The sequence below is a fragment of the Plantactinospora sp. WMMC1484 genome (genome assembly GCF_049315195.1).
In the GTDB taxonomy this organism is placed as follows: Bacteria; Actinomycetota; Actinomycetes; order Mycobacteriales; family Micromonosporaceae; genus Plantactinospora.
The window spans coordinates 4658539-4679018 of sequence record NZ_CP186055.1 but is presented as its reverse complement, the minus strand read 5'-3'; the positions used below and the strand labels follow the sequence as shown (position 1 = coordinate 4679018).

Here is a 20480-nt window from a genome sequence, read left to right as displayed (position 1 = left end):
GCCCTCCGCCCCTCGCACCGCCCGGGACGTGTTTCCGGTAGATCTTGACGACTTTTTGCGCCTGGAACGACAACAAGTCGTCAAGATCCGACCATTTTTCCGGGCGTCGACCGATCAGCCAGCCGGTTCGGCGGTCGCGGCTGCCATCCGCTCCCGGAGGGTGCGGGGGCGGAGGTCGGTCCAGTTCTCCTCGACGTACGCCAGGCAGTCGTCCCGGGACTGCGGGCCGTCCGCGCCGAACGCGACCGTCCAGCCGGCCGGCACGTCGACGAAGGACGGCCAGAGCGAGTGCTGCCCCTCGTCGTTGACGAGCACGAGGTAGCGGCCGTCGGGGTCGTCGAACGGATTGGTGGTGGTCATGAATCGATCCTCTCCGGATGGTCGGCGGCGGCGCCGCCCGACTGGGTGGCCAGCGCCGACACCTGGCCGGCAATGTCGGCCGCGAGTGTCGACAGGCGCTGCTCGGGTCGGTCGACCGCTGCGGCCAGCAGCCGGAGCAGGTCGTCGGTGAGCCGGCGGGCCGTCGCCGGATCGAAGAGCTCGACCGCGTACTCCAGCTCGCCGTGCACCGGGCCGTCGCCGAGCGGCTCGTAGAAGCTGACCGTCAGCTCGGCCCGGGTCGTCCCGGTCGGCACCGGCTCGACGCGCAGCGCCGCCGGACCGTCCGGGCCGGTCAGCCCCGCCTCCTCGTGGTGTACCAGCATCACCTGCGGCAGCCGTCCGCCGCCCGGCGGCAGCTCGCGGCGTACCGCGTCGAACGGCACGTCCTGCCGGTCGAAGGCGCTCAGGTCCGCCTCCCGGACCCGGGCCAGCAGCTCGGTGACGGTCGGGTCGCCACCGGTGTCGGTGCGCAACAGCACCGGGTTCACGAAGCAGCCGACCAGGTCGCCGACGGCCGCCTCGGTCCGGCCGGCGACCAGCGTGCCGACCGGAACGTCCGGGCCGGCGCCGAGCCGGTGCAGCAGCGCCGCCAGCGCCGCCTGGAACACCATGAACATGCTGGTACCGGTCGTCCGGGCCAGCTCGTCGATCGCCCGGTGCGTCGCCGCATCGAGCACGAACTCGACCCGGCCACCACGCCCGGACAGCGCCGCCGGTCGCGGCCGGTCCGTCGGCAGCGCCAGCCGATCCGGTACGCCGGACAGCGCCTCCCGCCACCAGTCGAGCTGCCGTGCGTGCCGGCTATCCGGGGCGGCCGGGTCCCCGAGCAGCGTCCCCGCCCAGCGGGCATAGTCCGAATAGTCCACCGGCAGCGGCGACCACTCCGGTGCCCGACCCGCCAGCCGGGCCGCGTACGCGGTGCCGAGGTCGCGGGCGAGCGGCACCACCGACCACTCGTCGACGCCGAGGTAGTGCGTCGTCAGCATCAGCGCCTCGGCCTCACCGGTAGCTCCCCCGGACGGGGCGGTCAGGAGCCAGGCCCGCAGCGGCGGCTCCCGGGTCGGGTCGAAGCCGGTGCCGACCAGTTCGGCGATCCGGTCGTCGAGCGACCCGTCGGTCGCCGGCAGCAGCTCCACGACCGGTCGGGCCGGCACCGGCACCGGCACGCCGCCAGCGCCGACCGCCAGCGCGGTGCGCAGCGGCTCGTGCCGTTCCACGAGATCGGCCACGGCCGCCGTCATCGCCGGCACGTCCAACGCCGCCGCTCCCCCGCCCGGCCGGACGACCAGCGCCAGGTCCCAGCCGGACCGGCCCGCCGGGGCGCGGTCCGGGCCCGACCGGCCCGCCGAGGAGTCCACCGCGCCGGACCCGCTCGCCGAAGAGTCCGCCGAAGCTGACCCGCCCGCCGAAGAGTCCGCCGAAGCTGACCCGCCCGCCAAGGAGTCCAGCGAGCCGGACCCGTCCGTCGAAGAGTCCGCCGAACCTGACCCGCCGCCCGAGGACACCGACGACGACGGGTGCGTCTCCCACCAGGTCCGCTGCACCGGAGCCACGGCCGGTGCCGCCGCCTCCGCGGCCGTGCGGCGCAGCACCGGCCGGTCCGCTCCGGCTCCGGCGATCCGCTCCGCCAACCCGGCCACCGTCGGTGCCTCGAAGACGTCCCGGACCGCGAGGTCGACGCCGAGCGCGGCCCGGATCCGGCCGAGCAGCCGCATCGCCGCCATCGAGTGCCCGCCGAGGGCGAAGAAGTCGTCCGAGATCCCCACCTTCGGCAGCCGCAGCACCTCCGCCACCAGGCCCGCCAGGGTCTGCTGGGTCGGGGTGACCGGCCGCTCGTCGCCGGCCAGCGCCGCCCAGTCCGGCGCCGGCAGGGCCCGCCGGTCCAGTTTGCCGTTCGGGGTCAGCGGCAGCGGGCCGGGCAGCACCAGCACGGCGGCCGGGACCATGTAGTCCGGCAGTCGCTCCGCCACGTGTGCGCGGACCTCGGCGGGGTCGACCGGGCCGCCGGCCGGTACGACGTACCCGGCCAGCCGGGTCACGTCGGCGCTGCGGTGCACCACCACCGCCGCCTGGCGTACCCCGGGGTGCCGGGCGAGCACCGCCTCGACCTCGCCCAGCTCGATCCGGAAGCCCCGGATCTTGACCTGGTCGTCGACCCGGCCGAGGAAGTCGATGATGCCGTCGGCCCGCCAGCGGGCCCGGTCACCGGTGCGGTACATCCGGGCCCCGGCCGGGCCGAACGGGTCGGCGACGAAGCGCTCCGCCGTCAGCCCGGGGCGGCCCAGGTAGCCCCGGGCCAGCCCGCGCCCGCCGACGTACAGCTCGCCGGCCACCCCGGGCGGCACCGGGCGGAGCCGCTCGTCCAGCACGTACGCCCGGGTGTTCGGGTCGGGCCGCCCGATCGGCACCGGGCCGGACCAGCCCGCCTCGGCCCGCCAGAGCGTGGAGTTCACCGTCGCCTCGGTCAACCCGTACGCGGCGTGCATCCGCAGCCGCTCCGCCCAGCGCCCGACCAGGTCCGGCGGGACCGTCTCGGTGCCGACAAGCACCGTCAGCCCGGCCGGCAGTTCGCAGTCGGGCGGCAGTGCCGACACCAGGGACGGCGGCAGGATCGCGTGGCTGACCCGCTCGCGTTCCAGCAGCTCGACCAGGGGCCGGCCAGGGGCACGGGTCTCGTCCGGGGCGAGCACCAGCCGGCCACCGCCGCAGAGCGCCATCGCCAACTCGAAGACGAAGACGTCGAAGCCGATCGAGGCGAACTGGAGCACCCGGGAGGTGCTCTCCAGCCCCATCCGGTCCACGGCGGTCGCCACCAGGCTGGCGATCCCGTCGTGCGACACCACCGTCCCCTTCGGCCGACCGGTGCTGCCGGAGGTGTAGATGACGTACGCCGCATGGTCCAGCCCGGCGGGCACGGCTCGGCCCTCGTCGGCCGGGATGCCCGGCACGGGTTCCGGGCGGATCGGCTCGACCAGCAGGCGGGACACTCCGGGACGGTCCGGCAGCCGGCCGGTCGCCCCCGCCGTGGTCACCACGGTCCGGGCGCCGGAGTCGTCGACCATGAAGGCCAGCCGGTCGGCCGGGTGGCTGAGGTCCAGCGGGAGGAAGGCGGCGCCGAGGCGCAGCACACCGAGTACCACGGCGATGGTCTCCAGCGAGCGCGGCACCGCCACCCCGACCACCGTCTCCGGTCCGACGCCGTGCCCGGCGAGGAGCCGGGCCAGCCGGGCCGCCTCGGCGTCCAGTTGGGCGTAGGAGAGGGTCCGCTGCCGGTCGACCACGGCGACCGCCTCCGGCGTCTCGGCCACCCGGCGGGCGAAGAGGGCCGGCAGCGTCTCCTCCGGCACCCGGCGTGCGGTGTCGTTGAAGTCGCGCAGCACCCGGTCCCGCTCGTCGCCGACGAAGACGTCGACCCGGCCCAGCGGCGTCCCGGGGTCGGCGGCGACGGTCCGGGCCAGCCGGAGCAGGCGCTCCCCGAGCAGCGCGACTGTCTGCCGGTCGAAGAGGTCGGTCCGGTACTTCAGCAGGCAGCTCAGCGCGTCGTCCTCGCCATCGGCCGGCTGATCCGCCGCCGCATCGCGCTCGGCGAAGTCGAAGACCAGGTCGAACTTTGCCGCCGGGGTCTCGACGGGCTCGTCGGTGACGGTCAGCCCGGCGAGTCCGCTCCACTCGGCGGTGCGGTTGCGGTGCACCACCATCACCTGGAAGAGCGGGTTGCGGGAGACCGAGCGGGCCGGGTTGACCGCCTCGACCACGGCCTCGAACGGCACCTCCTGGTGGGAGAAGGCGGCCAGGTCGGTCTGGCGGACCCGCGCCAGCAGCTCGGCGAAGGTCGGGTCCCCGGAGAGGTCCGTCCGGAGCACCAGGGTGTTGACGAAGAAGCCGACCAGGTCGTCGAGGGCCGCGTCGCTCCGCCCGGCGATCGGCGCGCCGAGCGGGATGTCGGTGCCGGCGCCGAGCCGGTGCAGCAGCGCCGCCACCAGCGCGTGGGCCACCATGAAGAGGCTGGTCCCGGTCTGCCGGGCGAGCCGGCGCAGCCCGGCGCCGACCTCGGCCGGCAGCGCGACGGCGAGTTCGGCACCGGCCGGGTCGGGCCGACCCGACCGTGCCCGGTCGGTCGGCAGCACCAGCTCCTCGGGTGCGCCGGCCAGGGCGTCCCGCCAGTAGTCGAGCTGCCGCGCCGCCAGGCTGCCCGGATCGGCGGGGTCGCCGAGCAGCCGGCGCTGCCAGAGGGTGTAGTCGGCGTACTGCACCGGTAGGGGTGCCCAGTCCGGCTCCCGTCCCACCCGCCGGGCCGCGTACGCGGTGCTCAGGTCGCGCAGGAACGGCCGGTCCGACCACTCGTCGGTGGCGATGTGGTGCAGCACCAGCACGAGCACGTGCTCCTCGGCGGCCACCTCGATCAGGGTGGCGCGCAGCGGCGGCTCGCCGGTCAGGTCGAAGGGGCGGCGTACCGCCTCCCGGACGATCCCGGCCACCTCGTCCGGGCCGGCGGCGACGGTCGCCAGCACCGGCCGGGCCTCGGCCGCCGCCAGCACCCGCTGGTACGGCCGGCCGTCCCGCTCGCCGAGCAGGGTACGCAGCGTCTCGTGCCGGGCGGTCAGGTCGGCCAGTGCGGCGCGGAGTGCGGCGACGTCCAGCGCCCCGCGCAGGCGTACGGCGATCGGGAAGTTGTAGGCGGCCGATTCCGGTGCGAGCTGCTGGATCATCCAGAGTCGCTGCTGGGCGGAGGAGAGCGGCAGCTCGGCGGGGCGCTCGACCGGGACGAGTGCGACCCGGCCACCGCCGGCCAGACCGTCATCGACCGGGCCGCCGCCGTCGGCGGATCCGTCGAGGGTGCCCGGTCGAGCGGGTCCGCCAACCGCGTCGGGGAGCCGGGCGGCCAGTTCGGCGACGGTCGGTGCCTCGAAGAGGTCCCGGATCGCCAGCTCGGCGCCGAGCACCACCCGGGCCCGGCTGACCAGCCGGATCGCCAGCAGGGAATGGCCGCCGAGGTCGAAGAAGTTGTCGTCGACGCCGATCTCCGGCACCCCGAGCAGCTCGGCGAAGAGGACGCAGAGCGCGTCTTCGCCGGCCGACGAGGGCGGGCGGGAGGCCGTGCCGCCCCGGACGGTCGGTGCCGGCAGCGCCGCCACGTCGAGCTTGCCGTTGACGGTCAGCGGCAGCCGGTCCAGCGGCACCAGCGCGGCCGGCACCATGTAGTCCGGCAGTCGCCGCTTCAGCTCCGCCCGGATCTCCGCCAGCACCGTGTCGTCCGGCTCCGTCCACAGTGCGCCGCGTACGACGTAGCCGGCGAGCCGGCGTACCCCGGGGTCGGTGCTGGAGTCGACCAGCACGGCGGCGTGTGCCACCGCCGGGTGCTCGGCGAGCGCGGTCTCAATCTCGCCCAGCTCGACCCGGTAGCCCCGGATCTTCACCTGGTCGTCGGTGCGGCCGAGGAAGTCGAGGTTCCCGTCCGGGCGGCGCCGGACCAGGTCACCGGTGCGGTACATCCGCTCCCCCGGCGCGCCGTAGGGGTCGGCGACGAACCTCTCCGCGGTCAACCCGAGCCGCCGGTGGTAGCCGCGGGCCAACCCGACGCCGCCGATGTAGAGCTCGCCGGGGGCACCGGGAGGAACGAGCCGCAGGTGGGCGTCGAGGACGTACGCCCGGGTGTTCCAGATCGCCCGCCCGACGGTCGGGGTGGCGCTCTCCAGCGTGCCGCCGCCGAGGGTGTTGATGGTGTATTCGGTCGGCCCGTAGAGGTTGTAGCCGGCCGTGTCGTCGGTGTCCCGCAGGCGGTTCCAGACCGCCTCGGAGACCGCCTCCCCGCCGAGCAGCACCAGCACCGGCCGGTGCCGGTCGGTCCCGTCGCCCTCGTGCCGCCCGTCGCCGTCGTGCCGCCCGGTGCCGTCGTCCGGCCCGGACCGGTCGAGCAGGCCCTCCTCGATCAGGTGGTGCGCGTAGCTCGGGGTGACGTTGACGACGTCGATCCGGTGCCGGTCACAGTAGGCGACCAGCGCCTGCGCGTCCCGACGCAGCTCCTCGTCGCAGACGTGCACCTCGTGCCCCTCGACCAGCCAGAGCAGTTCCTCCCAGGACATGTCGAAGGCGAACGAGACGGTGTGCGCGATCCGCAGCCGCCGCCCGCCGGCCGCCGCGACGGTCGGGTCGAAGATCGCCTCGCGGTGGTTGAGCTGCATGTTCGTCAGCCCTCGGTACGGCGTCACCACCCCCTTCGGCTTCCCCGTCGAGCCGGAGGTGTAGATCAGGTACGCCGGGTGTTCCAGCCGGTCCGGGTCGGTCCGGGCGAACCCGGCCGGCAGTTCGGCGTCGCCGAGCGGCCCGCCGGGCAGCCCGGCCAGCTCGGCGGTGACCGCCGGGTCGTCCAGCAGCACCGTCGGCACCTCCGTCTCCGGCAGCGCGGAGCGGGCGCCGCGCACCGAGAGCAGGCACATCGGCCCGGTGTCGGCGAGCACGAAGCCGAGCCGCTCGGCCGGGTGGTCGAGTTCCAGCGGCAGGTACGCGGCACCGGTACGCAGCACCGCGAAGAGTGCCACCACCATCTCGGTCGACCGGGGCAGCGCCAGCGCGACCACCCGCTCCGGGCCGGCGCCCCGGCCGACCAGGAACCGGGCCAGCCGGTTGATCCGGGCGTCGAACTCGGCATACGTCAGGGTGCGACCGGCGAAGACCAGCGCGACCTCGTCCGGGGTCCGGGCGGCCTGCTCGGCCAGCAGGTCGGCGACGGACCCGGTGCCGAGCGGGTGCCGGGTGGCTGCCCACTCCGCGACCAGCTCGGCGCGTTCGGCGGCGGTGAGCAGGTCGAGCCGGCCGACCGGGGTCTCCGGCTCGGCGACCAGCCGGGTCAGCACGGCCACCAGCCGGTCCAGCAGGGTCCGGGCCACCGCCTCCGGCACGACGTCGGGCCGGTGGTCCAGGGCGAGCCGGATCCGCCGGGCCGGGGTGGCCACCAGGGTCAGCGGGTAGTGGGTGGCGTCCACCCCGTCGACGGCGGCGATCCCGTGCCGGTCCCGCAGCCGGGCCGACTCCCCCTCGTCGACGAAGTTCTGCAACACGTAGAGGGTGTCGAAGAGCCGGGCGTGCCCGCTGGCCCGCTGCACCTCGCCGAGGCCGAGGTGGTCGTGCGGCATCAGCTCGATCCGCCGCTCCTGCAGCCGGCGCAGCAGGCCGAGCAGCGGCTCGGCGGGGTCGGCGGTGACGCGTACCGGGACGGTGTTGAGGAAGAGCCCGATGATGTTCTCCACGTGCGGGATGTCGCCGTGCCGGCCGGCGACGGTCATCCCGAAGACCACGTCGGTGCGGCCGAGGTGGCCGCTGAGCACCAGCCCCCAGGCGGCGGTCAGCACGCTGTTGAGGGTCAGCCCGTGCCGGCGGGTCAGCCCGCGCAGCCGGTCGCCGAGCGCGGTCGGCAACTCGGTACGGACCCGGTCCGGGACGACCGGCGCCAGGGTCGCCTCCGGGGCGACAAGGGTCGGCTCGGCGAGCCCGGCCAGCGCGTCCCGCCAGGCCCGGCCGGCCAGCCCGGTGTCCTGCCCGGCCAGCCACTCCAGATGGTCCCGGTAGGAGCCGGCCGGCGGCAGCTCCCGGTCGTCGCCGTCCCGCTCGTAGAGCGTGAAGAGCTGCTCGACGAAGAGTTCCTCGGACCAGCCGTCCCAGAGCACCAGGTGGTGGCTGACGACCAACCGGTCGCGCTCCTCGCCGAGCCGGAGCAGCAGCAGCCGGCAGAGCGGCGGCCGGGTCAGGTCGAATCGGGTACGCCGGTCCTCGGCCATCAGCTCGACCATCCGGGCCTGCTGGGCGGCGGGATCGAGTCCGGTCAGGTCGACCTCGGTCACCGGCAGTTCGGGGGCGACCCCGACGAACTGCACCGGCTGGCGCAGCCCGACGCTGGCGAAGCCGGCCCGCATGCCGGGGTTGCGGGCCAGCAGCGCGGCGCCGGCCCGGCGCAGCCGGTCCAGGTCGAGCCGGTAGCCGAGGTCGAAGGCGTCCTGCGCGGTGTAGACGTCCAACGCCGAGGTGTCGTAGCTGGCGTGGAAATAGAGCCCCTCCTGCAGCGGCGAGAGCGGCCAGATCTCCGCCACCGGCACCGGGCTGGTCCGGGCGACCAGGTCGAGTTCGTCCGGGCTCAGCGACAGTCCGGCCGCGACCAGCGGCGCACCGTCCCGCCCGCCCGAGCCGGCCGCGCCGACGGGGGCCGGGGTGCCGACCGCGGCGGTGAGCTGGCGCAGCGCCTCGCGCCACTCGGCCGCCAGCCCGGCCACCTCCGGCTCGTCGAGGATCCCGTCCGGCCAGGTCCAGGTGGCGGTGAGCACCGGCCCGTCCGGGGTCTCGGTGGCCACCGCGTCGACCTGGAGCAGGTGGGTCAGGCCGAGTCCGCCGTTGACGGCGGCGATCGCGTCGGACTCGGCCGCAGGCGCCCAGTCCCGCTCGGCGCCACCGCCGGGGAAGCGGCCGTAGTAGTGGAAGAGCATCTGGGCCGAGGAGAGGCCGGCCAGCACCGGCGCCGCCTGGGCGTTCAGGTAGCGCAGCAGTCCGTAGCCGAGCCCGCCGTCCGGGACGGCCCGGATCCGCTCGCCGACGGTACGCAGCACCTCGGCCGGGTCGGTGCCGGCGGGCAGGCGTACCGGCTGCACGCTTGTGAACCAGCCGACGGTGCGGGACAGGTCGAGGCCGGCGTCGAGTTCCTCCCGGCCGTGCCGTTCGAGTTCGACGAGGAGGTCGGCCGCACCGTCCCGGCCGTGCCGCTGCTGCCACCGGCTGACGGCGAGCCGGAGCGCGGCGAGCAGCACCCCGGTGACCTCGCCGCCGACCGCGGCCGGTACGGCGGTGAGCAGCGGCAGCGTCTCGGCCGGGTCGAGGCGTACGACATGCTGGCGGGCGGGTTCCGCCGCCGGTCGCGGCCGCCCCGGCAGCAGTTCCGCGCCGGGGGCGAGGGTGTCGGCCCAGTGCGCCAGCTCGGCCAGCCGCTCGGGGCGGTGTGCCTGCGCGGTGAGCGCCTGCGCGTACCGCCGTAGCGAGGTGCCGGTCGGGGCGAGCAGCGGCGCCCGGCCGGCCCGGACGGCATTCCAGGCGGTGCCGAGGTCCGCCAGGAGGATCCGCCAGGAGACCCCGTCGACGGCGAGGTGGTAGACGGCGAGCAGCAGCCGGCCCGGCCGGTCGGCCCGGTCGAACCAGACCGCCTGGAGCATCGTCCCCGCCTCCGGCGCCAGCCGGTCCGTGGCGGCGGCGGACTCGGCGGCGAGCATGGCACGCAGGTCGCCCTCGTCGGCTCCGGCCGCGTCGACCCGGCGGAGCAGGTCGGCGGCATGCACCGCGCCGGCCGGCGCCGACTCCAGGGTCCAGAGCACCGAGGCGACCCGGCGCAGCCGCAGCCGCAGCCCGGCGTGCCGGTCCAGCACCGCCTGGAGGACGGCGGCCAGCGAGCCGAGATCCGCGTCCACCGGTACGACCAGCAGGCCGCTCAGGGTGAAGCGGTCGATCGGCAGCCCGGTCTCCCGCAGCCAGTGCACGATCGGCAGCAGCGGCACGTCGCCCGGCTCGTCGGGATCCGTGCCCGGCCAGGAGGAGTCGTCGGTGGCCGTGGCCGGCACCACCGGCACTACCGCCGGCACCGCTGCGGTCGCCGGACCGGCCGGGGTCGCCGCCGGGTCGGCCGGGGTCAGCGCCTGGTCGCCACCGGCGGCCCCGGCCAGGGCCCGGGGAGTTCGGTGCCGGAAGACGTCGCGCGGGGCGAGCGTGAGCCCGTGCCGGCGGGCCCGGCTGGAGACCGCGATGGAGAGGATGCTGTCGCCGCCCAGGGCGAAGAAGTCGTCGTCGGCGCCGGTCGCGGGCAGCCCGAGTACCTCGGCGAAGATCTCCCGGAGCAGCCGCTCGGCCGCACCGCCTCCGCCCGACCGCACCGCTCCGTCCACTTCGGAAGCACCTGTCGCGGCGGACGGACCGACCCGGGCCGCAGCCGACCCGCCCGCACCTGTCGGACCGGCGTCGGGTGCCGGCGCGACGGTGGCGGCCTGCGGTGCCGGCAGGGCGGCCCGGTCGACCTTGCCGCTCGCGGTCAGCGGCAACGCCTCCAGCACCACGAACCGGCCCGGCACCATCGACTCCGGCAGCCCGGCCCGGACGGCGGCCCGGACCGCCTCCGGGTCGAGCCGGACGCCGGTGGCCGGCACCAGGTAACCGACCAGGCCGGTCCGGCCCCGGCCGTCGGTCCGTGCGGCGGCGACCGCCTGCGCGACGCCGGGGGCGGACCGGAGCGCCGCCTCGACCTCGCCCAGGTCGATCCGGTGCCCCCGGATCTTGACCTGCTCGTCGGTCCGGCCGAGGTATTCGAGCATGCCGTCCGTACGCCACCGCACCAGGTCACCGGTGCGATACATCCGCTCCCCCGCCGGCCCGTACGGGTCGGCGACGAAGCGCTGCGCGGTCAGCCCGAACCGGGCGTGGTAGCCGTACCCGAGCTGGGCTCCGGCGACGTAGAGTTCGCCGGGCACCCCGGGCGGGACCGGGCGGAGGCAGTCGTCGAGGACGTGGAGCCGGGTGTTCGCCACCGGCCGGCCGATCGGCACGGTGCGCTCGGCACGGCCGTCATTCGCCCACCAGCTGACCTGCACCGCCGTCTCGGTCGGCCCGTAGAAGTTGTCGAGCGCCGTGCCGGTGCGGGCGTGCCAGCGCCGGGCCAGCTCCGGCGCGAGCGCCTCGCCGCCGCAGGAGACCCAGCGCAGGCTGGCCGCCCAGCCCGGGTCGGCGGTCACCTCGTCGTCGAGCAGGAACGCCTCGACCAGCGACGGCACGAAGGTGACCGCGCTGACCCGGTGCCGGCGGACCAGTCCGGCGAGCCGGGCCGGGTCGCCGGCCTCCTCCTCGCCGGGCAGCACCACGGCGGCACCCGCGCAGAGCGGCCAGAAGATCTCCCAGACCGAGGTGTCGAAGCTGGCCGGGGCGAGTTGCAGCATCCGGTCGGCGGTGCCGAGCCCGAACCGCCGCTGCGACCAGTCGATCTGGTTGACGATCGCCCGGTGCCCGACGAGGACCCCCTTGGGCCGCCCGGTCGAGCCCGAGGTGTAGATCAGGTAGGCGGGCCCGTCGGGGTCGCCGCCGGCCACCCCGGCCGGGGCATGCCCGGCGACGGCGGTCGGCCCGCCCGGCTCGGCATCCGCCGCGTGGACCTCCTCCGGCTCTCCGCCCGCCGTGACCACGAGCTGTGCCACCCCGGTCGGCCGGGGCAGCCGGCCCAGCACGTCCACTGTGGTGACGACAGCGCGGGCCCCGGAGTCGTCGAGGACACCGGCGAGCCGCTCCCGGGGATGCCCGACGTCCAGCGGCAGGTACGCCGCCCCCGCCTTGAGCGCGCCGAGCAGCGCCACCACCAGCTCGGCCGAGCGGGGCACCGCCACCGCGACCACGTCACCGGGGCGGATCCCCCGGACGGCCAGTCGCCGGGCCAGCGCGCCGGCCCGCCGCTCCAGCTCGGCGTAGGAGATCCGCCGCTCCCCGTCGAGCAGCGCGACCGCCTCCGGTGTCCGGGCCGCCTGGGCGGCGACCAGTCCGTGCAGGGTCTGCGGCGGCACCGGTGCGGCCGGACCGGTGAGCCGGGCCAGCGCGGCGGCCCGGTCGGCCGCCGGCAGCAGGTCGAGCCGGCCGACCGGGCGCTCCGGTGCGGCGGCGAAGGTGCCGAGCACCTCGGCCAGGCCGGTACGGAGCTGCCGCACGGTCGCCGGATCGACCCGCTCCGGGTCGTACTCCAGGGTCAGCCCGAGCCGCCCGCCGGAGGGTGTCACCAGCAGGGTCAGCGGATAGTGCGTGGCCTCCCGGAACTCGACCCCGGCCAGCTCCAGGCCGCCGGCCGCCCCGCCCGGCGCCGCGTCGACCGGGTAGTTCTCCATCACCACCAGGGTGTCGAAGAGTTCGCCGACGCCGGCCAGCCGCTGGATCGCCGGCAGCCCGAGGTGCTGGACGTCGAGCAGTTGCGCCTGCTCCCGCTGGAGCCGGCCGGCCAGCTCGACCAGCGGCTCGGCCGGGTTCCAGCGCAGCCGGACCGGCAGGGTGTTGATGAAGAGCCCGACCATCCCCTCGACGCCGTCCAGCTCGGCCGGACGGCCGGAGACGGTGCTGCCGAAGACCACGTCCCGGCGGCCGAGGCGACGCCCCAGCAGCACCGCCCAGGCGGCGTGCAGCACGCTGCCGACGGTCAGCCCGGCCGCGCGGGCCCGACCGGCCAGCCCGGCGGCGACCCCGGCCGGCAGCGGTACGTCGGCCCGCTCGGCGTGGAACATCCCGTCGAAGCCGTCGGTTGCCTCGGCGGTGAGCCGGGTCGGGCCGTCCAGGCCGGCGAGCGCGGCCCGCCAGGCGGCACCGGCGGCCGTCCGGTCCCGGCCGGCGAGCCAGTCCAGATAGCGCCGGTAGGGGGTGACCGGGGGCAGCCGGTCCGGCTCGGCGTCCGGGGCGTACCGGGCGAGCAGGTCCCGCAGGGTCACCCCGGCCGACCAGCCGTCGGTGACGATGTGGTGGTGGGTGAGGAGCAGGCTGTGCCGCTCCGGCTCCCGGCGGACCAGGACGCAGCGCAGCAGCGGCGGCCGGGCCAGGTCGAACGGTGCCGCCCGTTCCGCCTCGGCCAGCGCCTCGAACTCGGCCGTCCGCTGCGGTTCGGCGCACCCAATCAGGTCCACCTCGCGCCAGGGCAGTTCGACCCGGTCGGCGACGAGCTGCACCACCCGACCGTCGGCGAGCTGAGGGAAGCCGGCCCGCAGCGGGGCGTGCCGGTCCAGCACGTCCTGCCCGGCCCGGCGCAGCGCGGCGGCGTCCAGCGGGCCGCGCAGCTCGATCACCTGCTGCACCCGGTACGGGTCCCGCTCCGCCCCGGCGGCGACCGCGTGGAAGTAGAGCCCCTCCTGCAACGGGGTCAGCGGCAGTACGTCACCGACCGCCGGCACGGTGGCGGCGAGCGCGTCCACCTCGGCCTGGTCCAGCCGGAGCAGTGGGAAGTCCGACGGGCTGGGGCCGCCCGCCCCCGGCTGGGCGGCGTGCCGGACCAGCGCCTCCAGGGCGGCGAACCAGCCCCGGGCCAGCTCCGCCACGTCCGCCTCGGCGAGCAGCGCCGTCGGCCAGGCCCAGGTGACGCCGAGGCCCGGGCCGTCCGGCCGGTCCTCGGTGAAGGCGTTCACCTCCAGCGCGTACGGCGCCACCGGCATCGCCGCGTCGAAGCCCCCGGCGAGCAGGCCGATCCCGGGCAACGCTGTCCAGCAGCTCTCCGCCGACGCCTCCACCCCGAACCGGCCGAGGTAGTTGAAGCTGATCTGCGGCTGCGGCAGCGCGCCGAGCACGGCGGCGGTCTCCGGGTTGAGGTGCCGCAGCAGCCCGTACCCGATTCCGTGGTCGGGGAGAGCGCGCAGCCCCTCCTTGATCCGCTTCAGTGCCCGGCCGGCGTCCTCACCGCCGGCCAGCGCCGCGTCGAGGTCGATCGGCCCGAGGTCGAGCCGGACCGGGAAGATGCTGGTGAACCAGCCGAGGGTGCGGGATAGGTCGACGCCGTCGGCGAGCTGCTCCTCCCGGCCGTGCCCCTCCAGCGCCACCAGCGCCGGCGCCGGCGCCCCGCTCCCCCGACGGCGGCGCCAGTCGGCGAGCGCCAGCGCCAGCGCGGTGAGCAGCACGTCGTTGACCCCGGCGGAGAAGGCCGCCGGGATGCTGGTGAGCAGCGGCGCGGTCCGGTCCGCCGGCAGCCGCAGGGTGAGCCGGCGGACGCCTGCCAGGTCGCCGACCGGGTCGAGCGGGCGGTCCGCCAGCGGCGGGTCCTCGCCGCGCAGCTGCCCGATCCAGAGCGGCAGCTCGGCGGTCCGGTCGGCGGACTCGGCGTCGGCGTGCACCAGCTCGGCCCAGCGCCGCAGCGGGGTGCCGACCGGTTCCAGCCGGGGCGCCCGGCCGGCGAGCACGTCCGCCCAGGCCGCCGCGAGGTCGGGCAGGAGGATCCGCCAGGAGACGCCGTCGACCACGACGTGGTGCACCACCACGACCAGCCGGCCGGGCCGGTCCCGCCCGGCGTCGAGCCAGACGGCCTGGAGCATCACGCCGGCCTCCGGCGCCAGTCGCGCTCCGGCGGCGTCGGCGGCGGCCTCGATCCGCCCCCGCAGCGCCTCGTCGGTCAGCCCGGCGACGTCGACCCGGTGCAGCAGGTCGGTGGCGGACACCGTGCCGGGCGCCGGCACCACCAGCCGGCCCGGCCGCTGCGCGGTGGCCCGGACCAGCCGGGCCCGGAGTGCGTCGTGCCGGTCGACCGCCGCCTGGAGCACGGCGGCGAGCCGTTCGGTGCTCGCCTCGGCCGGTACCCGGACCGCGAGCCACTGCGCGAACTCGTCGATCCGGCCGCCGCAGCCGTCCAGCCAGCGCATGATCGGGGTGAGCGGGAACTCGCCGACCCCGGCCCGCGGGTCGTCGGCGACGCCGCGCGGCAACGACTCGGCCACCGGGGCCAGCTCGGCGACGGTACGCCGCTGGAAGACCTGACGCGGCGTGATCACCAGCCCGGACTGCCGGGCCCGGATGACGAGCTGGATCGAGACGATGCTGTCCCCGCCGAGGGCGAAGAAGTCGTCCTCGACCCCGACCTCGGGCAACCCCAGCACCTCGGCGTAGAGGGCACAGAGCACCTCCTCGCGGGCGTCCCGGGGGCGGGCTCCGGTGGTCGGTGCCGCGAAGTCCGGCACCGGCAGGGCGGCCCGGTCCAGCTTGCCGCTGGGCAGCACCGGCAGCCGGTGCAGCGGCACGAAGGCGGCCGGCACCATGTGGTCCGGCAGCCAGCTCCGGGCGTACCCGCGCAGCTCCGCCAGGAGCGCGGCGACGTCCCGGAACGGGGCCGGCCGGTTGGCGTACCGGGCCGGCTCGGCGGCCGGGTTCCCGGGCCGGTACGCCGGTTCGGCGGGGTGCGCGTCGGGGCGGGAGAGGAGCAGGTCGAGGCGGCCGTCGTCGGCCGTGCCGGACCAGGTGACCTCGACGGCGTAGCCGAGCCGGTCGGCCAGCTCGTACACCTCCTCCGGGTCGACCGCCGGCTCCCGGCCGGCGGCACCCGTCCCGGGTGCGGCGGGGTCGTCCGTCAGCTCCCGGCAGGCGGCGAGGTCGGCGTCGAGCCGGGCGTTGCGCACCCCGGTCACCCGCAGCACCGCCGGACGCCGCGTCTCCAGCCGGTCGGCGAGCCCGGCCAGCCCGGACGGCAGCTCGGTCCAGGGCAGCTCGACCACCTGGTCCAGGGTGGACGGAGCATCGGTGGTGGCGGTGCGCAGCACCACGTCGTACCGGTAGCGGGTCAGTTCGTTGCGCGCCCGGCCGCGCTTGACCGCCAGCTCGACCCCGACGATCGCCGGAACCCGCCCCGCCAGGGCCGGGAAGAAGTCGGGATCGAGCAGCAGCTCGCCCTCCCAGTGCAGGCCCTGCTCGACGGCGGCGAGCGCGGCGGCCCGCCCCTCCTCGCCGGGCCGGCGCCGGCCGGCCTCGATCGCCCCGCGCAGCGTGCGGTGCAGCCGCAGGTTGCGCACGTCGCCGACGAAGATGCTGCCGCCGGGCGCGAGCAGTCCGGCGGCCCGGTCCAGCACCTCGACCAGGTAGTCGGCGCTGGGGAAGTACTGCAGCACCGAGTTGAGCACGATGGTGTCGAAGTAGCCGGTGGGCAGCCCGTCGGTCACGTCGGCCGGCTGGGCCCGCAGCTCGACCCGGTCGGCCAGCTCCGGCACCGCCGCCACCTGCTCGCGGAGCGCCTCGACCGCCGCCGGGGAGAGGTCGGTGCCCCAGTACGCCGCCACCTCCGGCGCCACCTTGGCCAGCAGCAGCCCGCTGCCGACCCCGAGCTCCAGCACCCGGCGCGGACGGAGCGCGAGGATCCGCCGCACCGTCGAGTCCCGCCACTCGCGCATCTCGGGCAGCGGGATCGGCAGCCCGTCGTAGCTGCTGTTCCAGCCGGTGAAGTTCTCCCCGAACCGCTCGGCCCGCCCGGCGGTGTAGAGCAGCTCGTGCAGCCGCTGCCAGTCCTCCACCCGGGCCGACTCCACCTCGGCGTCCCGCTCGGCGGCCCGGCCCGGCGCCGGTACGACGTACGCGGCGAGCCGTTGCTGACCGTCCCGCCCCGGCCGGGCCAGCACGGCGACCTGGCCGACCGCCGGATGCTGGGCCAGCACCGACTCGATCTCGCCCGGCTCGATCCGGTAGCCACGGATCTTCACCTGGTCGTCGGCGCGGCCGAGGAACTCCAGCCGCCCGTCCGGCAGCCACCGCACCAGGTCACCGGTGCGGTAGAGCCGTCCGCCGGCCGGCCCGTACGGGTCGGCGACGAAGCGCTGCGCGGTAAGCCCCGGCTGGCCGAGATAGCCCCGGGCCAGCCCCGACCCGCCGAGGTAGAGCTCGCCGGGCACGCCGACCGGCACCGGCTGGAGCGCGGCGTCCAGCACGTAGCAGCGGGTGCCCGGGTCGGGGCGGCCGATCGGCACCACCCCGCCGGGCGGGGTGGCCGGGTCGCACTCCCCCAGCGTCGAGTTGACCGTCGCCTCGGTCGGCCCGTAGGCGTTGAACATCGGCCGGCCCGGCGCCCAGCGGGCGACCAGTTCTGGTGAGACCCGCTCGGTGCCGGCCAGCAGGGTCGCCCCGGCCGGCAGGGTCAGCTCGGGCGGCATCGCGGCGAGCAGGGCCGGCGGCAGGATCATGAAGGTCACGCCGTGCCGGTGGGCGTACTCGGTCAGCGCCGGTCCGGGCACCCGGCGCTCGGCCGGCACCACCACCAGCCGACCGCCGGAGAGCAGCCCGAGGCAGAGGTCCCAGAACGCCACGTCGAAGCTGGGCGAGGCGAACTGGAGGACCCGGCTGTGTGGGCCGACGCCGAGCCGGGCGCTCTGGGTGGCGACCAGCTTGGCCACCCCGGCGTGCGTGACCAGCACGCCCTTGGGCCGCCCGGTCGAGCCGGAGGTGTAGATGACGTAGGCCGTGTTCTCCGGGGTCAGCTGCGGCGTCCCGTCCCTGTCGGACTCCCCGCCCGCCTGGTCGGTTTCGGGCAGCTCGTCGAGGAGCAGCCGGGGCAGGCCCGGGGTCTCCGGCAGCTCGTCGGCGAGCTCCGCCGTGCTGACCAGGCACACCGGCCGGGCGTCGGCGAGCATGAAGCCGATCCGCTCGGCCGGGTAGTCCCGGTCCACCGGAAGATAGGCGCCGCCGGCCTTGAGCACCGCCACCTCGGCCACGATCATCTCCACCGAGCGGGGCAGGCAGAGCGCGACCACCCGCTCCGGCCCGACGCCCCGGGCGACGAGCGCGGCGGCGAGCCGCCCCGCGCGGGCGTCCAGCTCGGCGTAGCTCAGCTCGACGTCCTCGCAGACCACCGCGACCGCCCCGGGCGCCCGACGGACCTGTTCGGCGAAGAGCGCCGGCCAGGTCGCCGGTGGCCCGGGGCGGGCCGCCTCGTTCCACTCGACCAGGATCCGGTGCCGGTCCGTGTGGGACAGTCCGTCGTCCGTGCGGTTCAGGTCACTCGTGGGCACGACGAAGTACCGCCTCTCGCCAGCGGGTGGGAACGGTGCGTTGCGGGGTGGTGGTGGTCGGGGCGGGGTCGTGGTCGGGGCGGGGTCGCCGGTCAGGCGTCGCCGAGCAGCGGCAGGATCTGGTCCAGCGCGTACGGGACGCTGAGCACGGTGCTGAAGGAGAGGGCGGCACCGAGCGGCGGGTCCTCGTACGGCAGGAAGACCGCCCGGTTCTGCTTGGCCACCTCAAGGGTGGTGTAGACCTTGTCCGCCTTCACCCGGGGCTCGGCGCTGGCGTCCGAGGTCAGGAAGAGCAGCTTGTCGACGTCGACCAGGTCGAGCCGTTCGGAACCGATCTCGGCCGCGTACTCCTTGCCGGCCGCCTGCACGATCGCGTCCGGCACGGTGAAGCCGAGCTGGGTCATGAAGACCACCTTCGGGTCGCTCGGCGCGAAGACCGCGTACTTGCCGGCCTCGTAGGGGTCGACCACCGCGACGCTCTTGCCGGCGAAACCGGGGTGCTCCTGCCGGGCCTTGGCGAACCGGGCGTCCACGTCGGAGATGAGCTTCTCGGCCTGGTCGAGCTTGCCGAGGGCGCGGCCGGCCTGCAGGGTCATCTCCTGCCAGGGCGCGGCGTAGTCGTCGAAGCCCTTCGGCTGGGCGACGGTCGGGGCGAGCTGGGAGAGCTTCTGGTACTGCTCCTGCGTCATCCCGGAGTAGAGACCGATGATCAGATCCGGCCGCAACGCCGCGATCTTCTCGAGGTTGTAGTCGTCCCGCTCACCGACGATCTCCGGCGGGGTGCTGCCCCAGAGCGGCTGCGCCCACGGCCACTTGCCGTAGGGCCGCTCCAGGAACCAGTCGATGGCGCCGACCGGCACGACGCCGAGGGCGAGCACCGGGTCCTGGTCGCTGAGGCCGAGCGTCACCACCCGGGACGGAGCCTTGGTGATCTCCGTACTGCCGTACTTGTGCTCGACCTGGACCGGGAAGGTGCCGCCGCCGGCACTCGCCGACGGTGCCGGGTCGGCGCCGTCGTCGCCGCCACAGCCGGCCACTCCGAGGGCGAGGACCACCAGGGCCGCGGCCAGTCTGGCGACCGGCCGGAAGCGGGTGGTGCGGGCAGGTGTGCTGGACATCGGCTCCTCTTCGGGTCATCGGCGTCCCGTCGCGCGGATGGCGGCCGGGCGGGAATCGGTCTCGGCGGGGCCGCAACGGTCGGCATGCGTCGCGCGACATCGGACGACGATGACTGCACGCCGGGCTACGGCACCGACGTCCGGTTCCGCTGGTGGTGATAGTAAGGTAATCCTTACCTAACCTCAACTGTTCCACCCGAACCGACTCCGGGAGATGGCCGGACTCCCCAACCATCGAGGCCGTGAACTAAGGTATACCTACCCTAAGGCACTAGGGGCGCTGCCGGTTCACCTGCGAGAACCCGCGACAGAACCCCACCAGAGAACCGAGCCCCACCAGAGAACCGCGGCAGAGAACGAGCCGGCGGAAGGAAAACGAGCCGGCGGAAGGAACATGAGGACCGCGTGACAACGGACCAGGCAACACTGAGCCGGCCCGCGCCCGACCGGGCGCCCGGTCGCCGGCCCCGCCCGATCGGGCTCTTCCTGGTCGCCACGACCGTCCTGATCGTCCTCTCCCTGCTCTCCATCGCGGTCGGCAGCCGGCAGATCCCGCTCGACCAGGTGGTGCAGACCCTTCTCGACCGTTCCGGCGCCCGCGCCGCCGACCCGCAGATCGAGGCGATCGTCTGGGGCGTACGACTGCCCCGTACCGTCCTCGGCCTGCTGGTCGGGATGGCGCTGGGGCTGGCCGGCGCGCTGATGCAGGGGCTGACCCGCAACCCGCTCGCCGACCCCGGGCTGCTCGGGGTGACCGCCGGAGCCGCCTTCGGCATCGTCGTCGCGATCGCCTGGCTCGGCGTCGCCGGCCTCTACGGCTACATCTGGTTCGCCTTCGCCGGTGCCCTGCTCGCCAGCGTCGTCGTCTACCTGCTCGGCGGGCTCGGCCGGGGCGGCTCCACCCCGGTCAAGGTGGCGCTGGCCGGCGTGGCGATGACCTTCCTGCTCAACTCGTTGACCAGCGCGCTGGTGCTGCGCGACCCGGTGGCGCTGAACCGCTACCGGTTCTGGGCGGCCGGCTCCCTCAGCAGTGCCGACTTCGGCACCATCCGCCAACTGCTGCCGTTCCTCGCCGCCGGTGCCGTGCTGGCGCTGGCCACCGCGCCGGCCCTGAACAGCCTCGCCCTCGGCGACGACGTGGCGAGCGCGCTCGGCCGCCGGGTCGGGTTGGTACGCCTGCAGGGCACCCTGGCGGTGACCCTGCTCGCCGGGGCGGCGGTCTCGGTCGCCGGGTCGATCGTCTTCGTCGGCCTGGTGGTGCCGCACGTGGCCCGGCTGATCACCGGCCCGAACCACCGCTGGCTGCTGCCCTTCACCATGCTGCTCGCGCCGAGCCTGCTGCTGCTCGCCGACATCGTCGGCCGGGTGATCGCCCGGCCGAGCGAGGTGGGTGTGGGGATCATCGCCGCCTTCATCGGCGGTCCGTTCTTCATCATGCTGGTCCGGCGCCGCCGGCTGGCGGAGCTCTGATCCG

The 20480-nt window shown here is 75.6% G+C and carries 4 protein-coding genes; 1 reads left to right on the top strand and 3 read right to left on the bottom strand.

Annotated elements, in window-relative coordinates:
- Positions 1 to 114: 114 nt before the first annotated feature.
- The 3 genes from ACN28C_RS20480 to ACN28C_RS20470 all read right to left on the bottom strand — a co-directional run bounded on the left by ACN28C_RS20480 (position 115) and on the right by ACN28C_RS20470 (position 19006).
- Positions 115 to 360: an MbtH family protein gene (locus tag ACN28C_RS20480; protein WP_421493274.1), complete on the bottom strand. Its 246-nt coding sequence runs from the start codon at positions 358 to 360 to the stop codon at positions 115 to 117.
- Complete coding sequence (locus ACN28C_RS20475) at positions 357 to 17888, bottom strand: amino acid adenylation domain-containing protein (RefSeq protein ID WP_422769149.1); 17532 nt, start codon at positions 17886 to 17888, stop codon at positions 357 to 359. The genes ACN28C_RS20480 and ACN28C_RS20475 overlap by 4 nt, the downstream gene beginning before the upstream one ends.
- A 92-nt stretch (positions 17889 to 17980) precedes the next feature.
- Positions 17981 to 19006 (bottom strand): iron-siderophore ABC transporter substrate-binding protein, encoded by a 1026-nt coding sequence (locus tag ACN28C_RS20470; protein ID WP_422769148.1) that lies wholly within the window; start codon positions 19004 to 19006, stop codon positions 17981 to 17983.
- Between the two features lie 405 nt (positions 19007 to 19411).
- Here ACN28C_RS20470 and ACN28C_RS20465 point away from each other — a divergent pair, with 405 nt between their 5' ends.
- On the top strand, positions 19412 to 20476 hold the full coding sequence (locus tag ACN28C_RS20465) for a FecCD family ABC transporter permease (RefSeq protein ID WP_422769147.1): 1065 nt from the start codon (positions 19412 to 19414) through the stop codon (positions 20474 to 20476).
- Positions 20477 to 20480: the final 4 nt, after the last annotated feature.